Annotated in this window: 10 protein-coding genes; 4 read left to right on the top strand and 6 right to left on the bottom strand. The window is 62.3% G+C overall.

The window, feature by feature from the left end:
- Positions 1–20 precede the first annotated feature (20 nt).
- The 5 genes from F4V60_RS03490 to F4V60_RS03470 are packed head-to-tail and all read right to left on the bottom strand — an operon-like array spanning position 21 to position 8,358.
- Complete coding sequence (locus F4V60_RS03490) at positions 21–3,236, bottom strand: ATP-dependent helicase (RefSeq protein WP_075729354.1); 3,216 nt, start codon at positions 3,234–3,236, stop codon at positions 21–23.
- Complete coding sequence (locus tag F4V60_RS03485; RefSeq protein ID WP_232315969.1) at positions 3,223–6,357, bottom strand: ATP-dependent DNA helicase; 3,135 nt, start codon at positions 6,355–6,357, stop codon at positions 3,223–3,225. The genes F4V60_RS03490 and F4V60_RS03485 overlap by 14 nt, the downstream gene beginning before the upstream one ends.
- Positions 6,354–7,127: a hypothetical protein gene (locus tag F4V60_RS03480; RefSeq protein WP_075729353.1), complete on the bottom strand. Its 774-nt coding sequence runs from the start codon at positions 7,125–7,127 to the stop codon at positions 6,354–6,356. The genes F4V60_RS03485 and F4V60_RS03480 overlap by 4 nt, the downstream gene beginning before the upstream one ends.
- Positions 7,128–7,143: 16 nt before the next feature.
- On the bottom strand, positions 7,144–8,088 hold the full coding sequence (locus tag F4V60_RS03475) for a DUF3152 domain-containing protein (RefSeq protein ID WP_075729352.1): 945 nt from the start codon (positions 8,086–8,088) through the stop codon (positions 7,144–7,146).
- Between the two features lie 45 nt (positions 8,089–8,133).
- Complete coding sequence (locus tag F4V60_RS03470; RefSeq protein ID WP_075729351.1) at positions 8,134–8,358, bottom strand: DUF3107 domain-containing protein; 225 nt, start codon at positions 8,356–8,358, stop codon at positions 8,134–8,136.
- Positions 8,359–8,430: 72 nt separating this feature from the next.
- Between F4V60_RS03470 and F4V60_RS03465 the strand changes: the two genes are divergently transcribed.
- Both F4V60_RS03465 and F4V60_RS03460 read left to right on the top strand, forming a co-directional pair.
- Positions 8,431–9,750, top strand: a complete 1,320-nt coding sequence (locus F4V60_RS03465; protein ID WP_075729350.1) for a DEAD/DEAH box helicase — start codon at positions 8,431–8,433, stop codon at positions 9,748–9,750.
- Positions 9,747–10,985, top strand: a complete 1,239-nt coding sequence (locus tag F4V60_RS03460) for an Rv3212 family protein (protein WP_075729349.1) — start codon at positions 9,747–9,749, stop codon at positions 10,983–10,985. Before F4V60_RS03465 ends, F4V60_RS03460 begins: the two co-directional genes overlap by 4 nt.
- 38 nt (positions 10,986–11,023) lie before the next feature.
- On the opposite strand, the gene F4V60_RS03455 is transcribed toward F4V60_RS03460, so the two are convergent.
- On the bottom strand, positions 11,024–11,587 hold the full coding sequence (locus F4V60_RS03455) for a hypothetical protein (RefSeq protein WP_232315968.1): 564 nt from the start codon (positions 11,585–11,587) through the stop codon (positions 11,024–11,026).
- Between the two features lie 383 nt (positions 11,588–11,970).
- Here F4V60_RS03455 and F4V60_RS03450 point away from each other — a divergent pair, with 383 nt between their 5' ends.
- On the top strand, positions 11,971–12,231 hold the full coding sequence (locus F4V60_RS03450; protein ID WP_075729348.1) for a WhiB family transcriptional regulator: 261 nt from the start codon (positions 11,971–11,973) through the stop codon (positions 12,229–12,231).
- An 81-nt stretch (positions 12,232–12,312) separates the two neighbouring features.
- Positions 12,313–12,387 carry a 50S ribosomal protein bL37 gene (locus F4V60_RS12950; RefSeq protein WP_100227335.1) on the top strand — a complete coding sequence of 25 codons (75 nt, stop codon included), beginning with the start codon at positions 12,313–12,315 and terminating at the stop codon, positions 12,385–12,387.
- Positions 12,388–12,590: the final 203 nt, after the last annotated feature.

The raw sequence follows: 12,590 nt of genomic DNA, 5'->3' as shown, positions 1-12,590 counted from the left end.
TCTGAGAACTGTCCTATACCTTAAACCTGTGGCGGAGTCACCGCCGATTCCAAAAGCTCAGCAAGCTTATCGCCCCGCGGCAAATCACGGGGTTCGAAGAGGTATCCCTCCCGCACATAGTAGAACGCGGCACGAACATTGTCTGCACGACGGATGCGCCGCCACGCCTCGGCGTAGACCGCTAATTGCACCTCCGCCGAGCGCAAGGCCGAGCCCGCAGGAGGGCGCCCCGTCTTCCAATCCACGATGAACCACGAGCCATCAGGCTGTGAGAATACCGCATCCATCCTTCCGCGCACCACGCTGGAACCGATAGTGATTTCGAAGGGCGCCTCCACGAACGCCGGCACACGGTCGGCCCATTCCGATTCGAGGAAGTCCTGGCGCAGCTTCTCGACGTCGACAGGCTCCGTCTCCTCTGCGCCGGGAAGCTCATCCTCGCCGAGCAAGGCGGGCATGGCGAAGTAATCCTCCAACCAGGCATGGAAAGCCGTGCCGCGCTTGGCATAGGAATTGGGCTTGAAGGGAATGGGTCGGCGTTGTCGGCGCGCGAATTGGACGGGATCCGTGCTCAACGCCACCATGTCAGAGGCCGTGAGCTCGCTAGGCATCTCTACCTCGACAACCGGGGCTTGCAGCAAGGAATACTCCTCGATCAAGGCACCGGCTTCTTGCTCCCAGAGCTCGTAGGTTTCCCCCGCGCTTAAATCCGGAAGTTCTTCCATGGCGGCCAAGACTGCTTCGGCCCCGGCAAGCGCCTCCGGTGCAGGGTGCAGCGCCGGGAAGTCTGCCTCCTGTGGCGGCGCTGCCTCGAGGGCTTCGGGGTCTTCCGGCACATCCCAGTGGACAACGAGATCTGGGTGCTTTGCCCGCAGGAGCGCCAAATACGCGTAGGGCCCCTGCTTGCTGGCCCCTGTCTTGAGGTTAGTTCCGGAACCCGTGATGGTGAGAGTGGCTTCGGAGCGCGTGAGCGCCACATAGAACAGGCGCGCGGCCTCCTCTGCCTCGTGCTCGCGCACCTGCGCCTTATACTCCTCGCAGGCCTTGCCAAAGGCGGAGCGCTTCGTGGCATCCGGGTCGACCTCAATGACATCCTCATCCCCGGGGACCTTATGGACGTTGGTGAGGAAGGTCTCTGCCTTAGCGCCATAGCTGCTGGAGTCCGCGTGGACGACGCAGACATGCTCCCACTCCAAGCCTTTGGCCTTGTGCACGGTCATGATCTGCACGCGGTCCCCGCGGGTGGGAACCTCGCCGGAGTCCAGGCCATTTTCACGCTCGCGGGCAAGCTCGACAAAATCGAGGAAAGCATAGAGAGAATCACCGTGGAAACTGGCTACCACCTCTGCAAACTTATCAAGCTGGGTGGTAGCGCCTGCGCCGCCGCGGGTAAGGACCTCGGTGCGCAGGCAAAAGAGATCCTCGATGTCGGCGAAAAGATCGCTGAGTGGCTTAGACAAGGCATAGGTACGCAGGTGCCGCAGCTTAGCTCCTACTTCTTCCATGCGCGCCAGCCCCTGCGGGGTGTAGCGCTCGCGCTCGCCTAAGTCAGCGAGGGCGTCGGCAAGCCCCAGGACTTGGTCCGGGCCCTCCGCCACCGCCTGCTCTAGCTGCGCCGATAAATGGGCCAAAGCATCGCTGCCTTCCTCCCAGCGCACGCGGGCATCCCCCGCGCCCATGAGATTGCGCTGGCGGGAATGCAGCGCCTGGATATCAGCCACGCCCAGGCCACACAAAGGCCCGCTGAGCACTCGCAACGCCGCCTCGCTGTCTTGGGGGCGCACCAGCATCGTTGCTAGGGCCACGAGATCTTGGACCTCCGGCTGCCAGAGGAGGCCGCCCACCCCGACAATCTCATTGGGCACGCCAACCTCATCGAGGGCCTGCGAAATCAATGCGGACTGACGGTTCGTACGCACCAACACTGCCGCGCTAAAACCGGATTCCTCAGGTCTCTTTTCCCAGAGCTTATGGAGGTGCTGGGCAATAAACTCGCGTTCTTGCGCACCCGTGGCGAAATAACCCAGGCTCACCTCGCCCGGCGCGGCACCGGCGCGGGCCTCGAGCTCGTCCACGGGCCGCGGCGCGCCGGCGAATACTGAGGTGGCGACGTCGTTAGCCAGCGCCAGCACCCGGACCGGATTGCGCCAGGAGGTGGTGAGCTGATCCTTGCCCGCTGGCGCTCCCCCAGCCTGCGGAAAGTCCTCGACGAAGGCGGCCAGGTTCTCCGCTGTGGCCCCGCGCCAGCCATAGATGGCTTGCATGGGATCTCCCACCGCGGTAACGGCCAGCCCCTGCCTCTCGCCGCCAAAAAGGCTGCGCAGCAGGATTCGCTGGGCATAGGAGGTGTCTTGGTACTCATCAAGCATGATGACTCGGTAGCGCTGGCTCTGCTGCTGCCCCACCTGTGGGTGCGTCCGTGCCAGGCGGGCCGCGATGGACATCTGCTCACCAAAAGTTATGACAGCACGCGCGGCCTGCTCTTCATGCAAAGCCTCAACGAGCGGGAGATATTCCAGCCGCAGCTTTTGGGTATCGAGATACTTCTGGACTTGCTTGCTAAACTCCGGCCCTTTCTTGCTCGTTTTCTCCAGATCCTCGGCGGTTAACTGGAACACCTCCGCGTGCGCGCGCAGAGCTGCGGGATCGACCAATTCGCTATCCATGGACTCGCTCAAACGCAGCAGCGTTTGGGTCACCGTGGACAAAGACTGGCCCGCAGACAGCCTGCCGCCATAGTTGCGCACTACCTCGTGGGCGATGGCAAAGCGCTCGGCCTCGGTGATGATCCGGGCACTCGGTTCCACCGGTAGCAAGAGCCCGTACTCACGCACCAAGTCCCCAGCGTAGGAATCATAGGTGGACACAGCCGGGGCGATATTGCTCAATGCCTCCGCCACGTCTGAACCCGGAACGATGAGGCCCGATCCGCGCAGCGCCATCAATTGGGTGCGAATGCGTTTTTCCAGCTGCTGGGCCGCCTTGCGGGTAAAGGTCAATCCCAAGACCTGTTCTGGGCGCACGAGCCCGTTAGCAACCAGGTAGACCACTCGCGCGGCCATGGTTTCCGTCTTGCCCGCACCCGCGCCGGCGACGACGAGCTTGGGTCCCAGCGGGCTTTCGATGACGTGGGCTTGCTCGGCGGTGGGCGGAAACTTCTTGCCCAAGGCCCCTGCCAGGGTCACCGCGTCGAAGCGCGATTCTTGCCGGAGGTCTTCCGACTTAGTCGTGGGCATCGGTGGCAAGCCTTCCTTCCTTTTGGACCGGGCAGATAGTACGCAGGCGGCAGCGCTCGCAGGTGGGATTCTCGCGTGCGCGAAGGAGCGGCCCCCGCATCTGGGCGAGCAACGGTGGTAGCTGTTGTGCAAACTCCTCCAACTCTTCGGGGGGCACCGCCGCCTGCTCGCGAGTGGGAACTTTGACGGTGTGTGCTCCTGGATAGACCAGTATGCCGCCGCCACGTGGCAGGCCGGGCCCTGTGACAATGGCGCCTTCCTCCCATTTTCCATGGGCCAGCGCGAGTTGGTAGGTCTTGAGCTGCAGGTTGTCCTGTGCCTGTGCCTGGCTCGGCGGAGTCTTTCCCGTTTTCAGATCCACCACCACAAAGTCTTCCCCGGCTTGTACCAGGCGGTCAATGTAGCCATGGATCGACGCTTCCTCCCCGATGCGCACAGACACGGGTACCTCGACCCCACGGGTTTCTAGGACACCGGCAGTCTCGTTGGCCCAGACTGCGATGCGGTCCAGCAGGGTGGCAAAGGCCTCTTCCTCGGACGCCCTTTGCCATGGCGGGCACTCCACGACAGACAGGTAAGCATCCAACGTGAGCTCGAAGGCCTCGCGCTTGTCGACGCCGCGCCCCAAGGCCTCAAAAAAGGCATGCGCCAAAGTTCCGCGCACTAGATGGATGGGATTATCCGCAGACTCGGCGACACCAGCGAGCATGGCGTTGAGAGGGCAGTTCACCAACGCCTCTACACGCGAAGGCGAAAGCGAATCCTTGTCCTTGAGCGCCACGTTCGAGGCCACCGCGCGCGCATTGGCCCATTGCTGGGGGTGCGCACCCGGTATTCCTGCCTGCGCCATGCGCGCCAACTGTCGCGCGGCCTGGGCCTTCTCACTCTCCCCTGCCTGTGGATTGCACACCACGCGCCGCAACTGCGCTACAAAGGCGGGAACGGAAAGCACCGATACCGACAAAGGATCAACCTCAAGGCCCTCGCGCGCGGCGATGGGGGCCGGTTCAGCAACGTCCAGTCCCAACTCCCGCGATAGCCTCGTGCGGCGCAGCTTACGCGCGGCTGCCCGGCGCGCCTGTTGGCCAGGAACGTCCACGCCGGCTTCTGCAAACTCCGCAATAAAGCGCGAGGGCTCTTCCACCTCATCGCCCTCCGGGGAATCGACCGCGGCGATAAGCAGCCGCCGGCGGTGGCGCGTGGTGGCTACGTGAAAGAGGCGACGCTCCTCGGCCAAGCGGACAGCGCCGTGGCTGACAGGGGTTCCGGGGATGATGCCGGAATCGAGCAGATCGATCAGATCCTCTTGGCCGAAGATCGATCCGGTCTCCCCCAGCGAGGGCCAGGCGCCTTCTTGGGGGGCAGCGACCACCACGGTGTCCCATTCGCGCCCGACCGCGCCGTGCGCGGTGAGTATTTCCACCGCTTCCGGTATGGCGCTGCGCCGATCGCGCACGCCGGTGGGAAGTTCTTGCTCGTTGATATGCCTGACAAAGGATGCTATTTCGGCGCCCGGGCGGCGCTCGGCGAAGTCTCCGGCGCCGTCGAAAAGCGCCATGATGGCGTCCAAGTCACGGTCCGCCTGGGAGCCGGTAGCCCCACCCCGCAGGGCTGAGGCCTGCAGGCGCGTATCCAGCCCCGTGGCCTGCCACACCGCCCACAGGATCTCCTCGACGCTGGCGCCGGCCTCAATGGCCTCCAACCCGGCGCCGAGAACCCCCCGGACGCGGCCGAGGATCGCCAGCTCACGCTCGGTAAGCAGGTTTTTGAAGTCCGGCAAAGGCCCGCGCAAAACCTCGCGCAGGGTGGTGATTCCGCGCTCCTGGGGCCGCCAGCGCCGCAAACCGCGAATGAGTCGGCGCAGGGTCACGGGATCCGCGCCGCCGACTGGACCGGTGATGAGCTCCTCCAGCTCGGTATTGCTCAGTTCCTCCTCCAGGCTGCGCAGGGCCAGGAGGATGGCCTTGACCAGGCGTTGTTGGGAGAGCACGACGTCGGTGGGGCTGATGTGAACAGGCACTCCACTGGCCAACAGGCTGCGCCTGACTGCGGCAAGTTCGCCGGTGGAACGCACGATGACAGCAATCTCGTGCCAGGCGATGCCATCCTCCAGGTGCCGGCGCCGCACCGTGTCAGCCACGACATCGCGCAAGGTGCCGCGTGAATCCACGATGCTCACGCATGCCGGGCTCGGGGTGCGCCAGGCGCGGGTGAGATTCAGCTCGTGTTCGGCGCGGAAATCCTGCAGGAACTGCGAACTAGCGCCGCGAAAAGCAAAGACCGCCTGATCCGGATCGCCCGCGACAACGACGAGGCGCGCGTCCGGAACGAGAGCTTCGATGAGCCTACCTGCGGTAGGATCCAGCAGCTGCGCATCATCGACGATGATGGTGTGCCAGGGATGGCTCCGGGTCAGCTGCGGGCGCAGGAGCACCTGGTTGAGCAGCTCGGCCGCAGAATAGGAGTTGGCACCAGCCAGAGCCTGCGTGCGCTCATACTCCCGCAGGAAATCGCCCGCCGCGGTCCACATGGGCTGCGCATACTCATACCCCAGCCCCTCCAGATCAGCTGGTGCCAGCCCGCGTTCGATGGCCCGCAGGAGAAAATCTCGCAACTGCCTGGCAAAGCCGACGTAGCCTAGGGCGGGGCGAATCTCGGAGGGCCATAAACCGCGCCCATCCACGACGTGGCCTTGCAGAAGCTCGCGAATGACCGCATCTTGCTCCGCGCCGGTGATAAGCCGGATAGTCTCCGGGCTGGCTTGGCGCAGCAGCGCGAAGGCCAGAGAGTGCACGGAGCGCACCATGGAGGCTTGCGCGCTGTAATCGTGCAGGCGCTCACTCAACTCGCGGCGCAGCAGTGATCCCGATTCTTTGGATGCGGCTACGACGAGGATGCCGGAAGGATCCGCCCCCGCCTCGATCTGCGCGATGACGGTGTCGATGAGCAGGCTCGATACGCCGGTGCCAGCTCCGCCACGCACCCGCCACGTACCTTGCGCGGGGAGATCGAAGTCCCACTGCCGTGCGTGGTGCGTGGCGGGCCGAGCCACGAGACGCACCTGTGGCGAGGGCGGAAGGATCACGCCGGCGCGGGTGGCGGCATGGGGGTTATAATTCACCGCGATAGTGTCCCCGTCGCTGCGGACACGAGCATCTCCTCTACCGCCTCTATGTGCGAACGAGTGATCGCTTGAGAGTGGGGGTGAATATCGTTGACGTGGCGGCGATAGGACGCCGCCCGCAGCAGGAGCTGGTCCATGTCTGGCACGTGGCTAAAACGCCGACAGATCCCCTCATCAACGGCGCCAGCAATGAGTCCGTCGACGATCACGATAGCCGCGCTCCAACCGGCTGGGCGAGGCGAATCCGTGGGAACGATGTCGAGGACGGCCGGAGGGTTGCTGCCGGAGTACACGGTGGTTCCCAACAGGTCGGCGTGCCCAATGACCACGTGCGGATGATCCAACACGCGCAGGGCCTCCCCCTGCTCATCCCAGGCCGCACGCTCGGCGCGGGCGAATACGTCATCTCGCTTGCCAAATCCGGGCAGCGGTGTGGTGGATAGTGCATCTTCCAAACGCAGCGCTAGTTGAGCCGTCTCATCGATGCGTCCCTGCAGGCTGCCTTCGATGAAAGACGTGGCCTTCCACCCTGCGGCGGTATAACGACCGTCGCTGGAAAGCACTGGCCTGGCTATACGGGCCCCGGCGACCTCCAGTTTCTCGCGCACCTTGGCTGACCACGATGCCCATTCGCTGGCTTGGGCATAAACCGTATCACCGACGCGGATGCCGTTATCCCAAGCCGAACCGAGCTGGGTGCCTGCCGACGTCCGTGCGGAACTACCGGAGGGAAAAGCACTGAGAACATGTTCTGGAGGAATGGGCATGGCGGCTACTTAGCTCCTATTCGGGGTTGTGCGGATCCTGGCTGGCGGCGGTGGGATAAGGCCACGGGTTAGGTTCGCAGGTGGTGTCCTCATTAGGGTAGATCTCTTTGGAGTCTTTCTCGTAGAGCTCCGCGTTATTAAGACTCAGGGTCTGTTGCATCATGATGGGGGCCAATTTGCCCTGTCCGCCGCAGGCCTGGTGTGAGGCATAGCCGATGGCGTGCCCGAACTCGTGGTTGATGAGGTACTGGCGGTAGTTTCCCACATCGCCCTCAAAGGTGGCTGAGCCGCGCACCCACCGTGACTCGTTGAGGTTAACCGTGGAGTCTCCGGTGATGGTGGTGTGGCAAGAGGTCTCGGTCTGCAGCTGCGCGCCGCAGAGCTCGGCTGTGGTGGCAACGGAGGTCAGCCGGATGGTGGTATCTGGGTTGTCCGCGGCAGCGACATGAATGAACTCATAGTCCCCCGTGGCGGTCCAGCCTCGAGGGTCTCCCAAGGTGGCGTCAACCAGTGAGGCGAATGCAGCATCGCCACCGAGTGTCGAGGTATCAATGCCGTTTTCCACCTCCAGCGCATAACGCACCAGCTTCTTTCCGCCCTGCCCGAAGTGGGCCCCTGGGCTGCCGACCTCGCGGAAAGTACCGTCTCCCGCCTCAGTAAAGGGGCCGCCTGGCGGTAGTTCATCGATGGATAAGCGAGCGGCGTCGACAGCCGCGGGATCAGGACCTACGTGCTCCGCACCCGACGGCGCAACCGATGAGGCGACCGACGTTGCAGTCGAGCGAGATTCCGTGGCCGAGCCACCGCGGGCAATGTCAACGATCACCCACACAGTGATGATGACCATGATCGGGATCGCCACGACACGCCACCAACCATATTCCTGTGCGAAACGCTCCACCGCGTTCGGTGGAGCTGGTTTGCGGTGCTGGCGCCTATGGTTGCTGCCCGAAGTCTCCATGGGGCATTAGGTTACCCAATGAGGTGGCCAGAGGTGGAATTGCTTTTATGCCCCCATAAAGCCCACGGCGTGCGGCTTAGTGGCGCCGATCTCTACATAAACCACGCGGTCGGTGCGGATGATGTACTTACGTCCTTTTTCGTCCACGAGCTCCAGTGCCGAGTTATCTGCCAGCGCGGAATTAATCTGCTGCGAAAGCTCATCCTGCTGGCCATCGACGCTGATGACTAGTTCGCGGGCGGTATCGGCGAATCCGAACTTAATATCCATGGGGGTGTTAAATCTCCTTGTGTGATTGCTTCCTAATGGCTCTACTATAACGATCCCCGCTACTATCGAGGTGTGTCCGCCTCAAATTCCCAGTCCCCGACCTTTGCGGCCCTCGGTGTCGCCGCCGAAATCTGCGATGCACTTGCCGCGCGGGGCATTACTCATACCTTTGCCATCCAAGAGCTCACTCTGCCGATTGCGCTCGCCGGCCATGATCTCATTGGGCAAGCACGCACGGGCATGGGCAAGACCTACGGCTTTGGCGTTCCCGTCTTAGACCGCGTCTTTGATGATGCCGCCATCGAGGAGCTCGACGGCACCCCGCGGGCCCTCATTATTGCGCCGACCCGTGAGCTGGCCGTCCAGGTCGGTGAAGACCTCAAGGTTGCCGCCTCCCAGCTCCCGCTACGCCTAGCCACATTGTGCGGCGGCCATCCCTATGAGGGGCAAATCAAGCAGCTCGAGACGGGCGTAGATATCATCATCGGCACGCCCGGTCGCCTCCTCGACCTCTCGCAACAAGGCCACCTCGTCCTCGATCACGTGGCAATTCTCGTCCTCGATGAGGCAGATGAGATGCTCGATCTCGGCTTCTTGCCAGACATCCAGAAGATCCTCAAGGCACTGCACGGGAACAAGCACCAGACCATGCTCTTCTCCGCCACCATGCCTGGACCCATTCTCACACTGTCGCGCACGTTCATGAATAAGCCCCTTCGCATTCGCGCAGAGGCCGGCGAGGAATCGCAGACTCATGCCTCCACGCGCAAGGTCACTTTCCTTGCCCACCGTATGGACAAGCTATCCGTCCTCGCCCACGCCCTCCAGGCGCGCGGACGCGGACGCACCATCATTTTCACCCGCACGAAGCGCTCCGCAGCCACCGTGGCTGAAGAGCTCGCCCAGCGCGGCTTCAAGGTGGCGGCGGTTCATGGCGATCTGGGACAGGCCGCGCGCGAAAAGTCTCTCGACAGCTTCCGCAATGGGACGGTGGAGATTCTCGTTGCCACCGATGTCGCCGCCCGCGGCATCGATGTGGACGATGTCACCCACGTCATCAACTACCAAGTTCCGGATGACCCCATGACCTTTGTCCACCGCATCGGGCGCACCGGCCGCGCGGGCCACACCGGCACCGCCATCACATTGGTTGGATATGACGAGCTACCGAAGTGGCAGATCATCAATGATGAATTAGGACTCGAGCAACCGGAGCCCCCGAAGTGGTTTAGCACTTCGCCCGAGCTCGCCGAGGCTCTGGATATTCCAGAAGACGTGGAAGAGACCGTCGGCCCGGCCACCAAGGTCATTGGTGCCAGCTTCCTGTCACAGAAGAATTCTCCTCACCGCAATAGCACCCGGGAGCGCCGCTCCCACAGTCGGCGCCGATGAGCCCGGCCCCCATTCTCCGCGACTCACCCCGGGACTGGAAGGCCGCCTTCATTATCGTGATTGTGTGCGCCGTGGCAGTCGTTGGAGCCTTTTCTACCGCTAGTATCCGCCACAGCCACCTCACGCAGCAGGCCGCGCCTGGTACCCCTGCCGAAAGCGAGCTCTCCCAAGCGCCAGCCGGCCTCGGTGAGGACTTCCGCCTGAGCAACCAACTCACCCCGGGAAACTTCCGCGCTGTGACTGCGGCTGGCCTGCTCATTACTCATGAAGGCTCTACCATCACCGCCACCACGGCGGATGGGCGTACCGCGTGGTCCTATGAGCGCACCGACGTTACCCTGTGTTCCCTTTCCACCGCCTGGGACAAGGTCGTAGCCACCTATCGCACGAGCGCGGGTTGTGGCGACGTGGTAGCAATTTCTGCGGCCACGGGCGAGTATGCAGACACTCGCAGCGCCATCAACTCTCCGGACGTGGTGTCCTTATCCTCGAATGACCGAGTCGGCACGGTTTCTAGCGAACGCGCCGAGCTGTGGCGCTCTGATCTTGTTCGCTCCGTGGAGTATGGCGATGTCGAGGCGCCACAGGAATCCGATATGCAAGAACATGCAGATTGCACGATCACTTCTGCGCTCACGCGTACTGAATTACTCGCCGTGACTGAAACATGCCCTGCGGATCCAGACTCTACCTGGCTACGCCTGCAAGAGACCACGCCCGAGGACTCCCGCAAGCCCGAGGTAGAGGCGAATATAGAAGTAGATAACTCCGGCGCAAAGCTTGTGGCGGTGGGCCAAAAGGCGGCGGCGGTGTTCATCCCCGGCCCGAGCCCAGAGATTGTGGCCTACGATCGCTCTGGCAACGAAATCTCGCGCTCTGCAGCGCAGCCCGCCCCGCTTGACGATGGCGCCTCTATCCCCTTCGCCCCGGCTACCGCAGATCTCCCGCACAACATGTCTTGGTTCGATGGGGAACGTCTGTATCTGTTTACCCCCTCCGATCTGCACGTAGACCGCGTCCTCGGCGAGGCCATCGGCACTCCAGTGGCAGCGGGTCCAGAGCTCCTCGTCCCGGTTCCAGAAGGCATCGCCGTGGTGGATGCATCCAACGGCAGTACCCGCTATACCATCCCCGTGGACCGCGGGGACTACCGCGGCGCTGTCTATCTCTCTTTGGCCGGAGAGAGCATCATCGAGCAGCGCGGAGACGTGGCGGTAGCCCTCTCTGCGCGTTAGAGCACCTCCCCGGTTTAAGTTGGGTCTCTCCCCCAGCTCTAAAAGTTGCGCGCCGACCACTGCGCCGAGGCAGGGACGAAAAGCAGCAGCCCGAGCACTGCCACGGCGCTGACCAGAACTACTGCGCCTAGAACCACCGCACCGCCGCTGAGCATCTGGAAGGAGCTAGCGGCAAGAATGAACTCCACTAGGACGATTGCGCCGCGGCCCCAGCGCTTGCCTTTGAGCAGAGCCCAAGAACCGGCAATGACAAAGCCGAATACGACGAAGATAAACAGCGCGGTTCCGACTCCGACGAATCCTCCTGCTGATGATTCAGAGATCATCGACGGGTTTTCTTTCCCCATCAGCTCTCGAACAATAAGGAAGATTCCAAAGGCGATGACGGCCAAGGATTGGACAACGGAGATTGCCGTGGCGATGACGATGGGCTGCGGCGCACGCTCAGCATTCTTCTCGGGACTGTTCACGGGATCATTCGCGGGACTATTCACGCGGGACAGTCTACTGGTGCCCATGAGGGCGATCCGCGGTACACCTGCGGTGGGGGCACCGTGTCGATCGACAGATTTGACGGGATTGCGCTCATTAAACTCACTCATCCGCGCAACATTGCGCAGCTCAGAACGTTTCTCCCAGCTCGCGTTCAGGTCTGCAGCGCTTATTAGGCAGCCCTAAGTAGCCATCGGCTCCGTGAGCTTTGACACATTTTGACGTCTACCCCTAGCGGGAATTACTTAAACATGTCATTATTTTCAAGTAGCAAAAACAACGAACTGTTTAACCGGTTCTTAACCTGAAAGCCCTTTCGGGTTAATGCAGAGTAAACCATGGCGGCGGCGACGCGGCTCAGCTTCGAGCCTGGGCCCCACTGCAAGCAGACCAGTTTGCCTCACACCCCACGACATTTGTTGCAACTTTCTTCGCCAGAAGTAAGGGGCACTGATGTTCCCTGCTGTCTAAAATTTGTTAGGAGATTTCAATCATGGATTGGCGCCACGAAGCTATTTGCCGCGATGAGGACCCAGAGCTCTTCTTCCCCGTCGGCAATTCCGGCCCTGCACTCACCCAGATCGCTAAAGCTAAGCTCGTTTGCAACCGTTGCCCGGTTGCCTCCGCCTGTCTCAAGTGGGCCCTCGAGTCCGGCCAAGATTCCGGCGTATGGGGCGGCATGTCTGAGGAAGAGCGTCGCGCACTCAAGCGTCGCGGCAACCGCGGACGTGGCCGCGCACGCGTCACCGTCTAGGAAGTACCCCCAATTTCTTGTCTGGCATTCCTTGCCGCTAGAGTTGACTAAGTTCATTTACCCTCAACGAAGGAGTACGCGATGAGCAAGCGTGGTCGTAAGCGCAAGGATCGCCGTAAGAAGTCCGCTAACCGCGGCAAGCGTCCTAACGCATAAACACAGCAAAAAAGGCTCGTTCTCAGGTACTTTCCCGCCGCCCCAAGGCAGGAAAATACAGAGAACGAGCCTTTTGCGGGCTAAGGAGCAAAAAGTGTGTCTGCGGGCGTGTCGGGGTTAGGTGCCGGGCCAGCCTTTGCGGATTCCTAGGTTGTGGTTGTATTCGTTTGGGATAGCGTTGTCGTAGAGGGCTGGTCTTCCGG

This window comes from Corynebacterium flavescens, from assembly GCF_008693105.1.
Taxonomy (GTDB): Bacteria; Actinomycetota; Actinomycetes; order Mycobacteriales; family Mycobacteriaceae; genus Corynebacterium; species Corynebacterium flavescens.
The sequence above is the reverse complement of the archived record's forward strand: the minus strand, read 5'-3'. Positions and strand labels throughout refer to the sequence as shown.

What these genes read in the sequence shown, in the direction of transcription:
- F4V60_RS03490 (WP_075729354.1), bottom strand. Translation starts at nt 3,236, where the DNA reads ATGCCCACGACTAAGTCGGAAGACCTCCGGCAAGAATCGCGCTTCGAC.
- F4V60_RS03480 (WP_075729353.1), bottom strand. Translation starts at nt 7,127, where the DNA reads ATGCCCATTCCTCCAGAACATGTTCTCAGTGCTTTTCCCTCCGGTAGT.
- F4V60_RS03475 (WP_075729352.1), bottom strand. Translation starts at nt 8,088, where the DNA reads ATGGAGACTTCGGGCAGCAACCATAGGCGCCAGCACCGCAAACCAGCT.
- F4V60_RS03470 (WP_075729351.1), bottom strand. Translation starts at nt 8,358, where the DNA reads ATGGATATTAAGTTCGGATTCGCCGATACCGCCCGCGAACTAGTCATC.
- F4V60_RS03460 (WP_075729349.1), top strand. Translation starts at nt 9,747, where the DNA reads ATGAGCCCGGCCCCCATTCTCCGCGACTCACCCCGGGACTGGAAGGCC.
- F4V60_RS03455 (WP_232315968.1), bottom strand. Translation starts at nt 11,587, where the DNA reads ATGAGTGAGTTTAATGAGCGCAATCCCGTCAAATCTGTCGATCGACAC.
- F4V60_RS03450 (WP_075729348.1), top strand. Translation starts at nt 11,971, where the DNA reads ATGGATTGGCGCCACGAAGCTATTTGCCGCGATGAGGACCCAGAGCTC.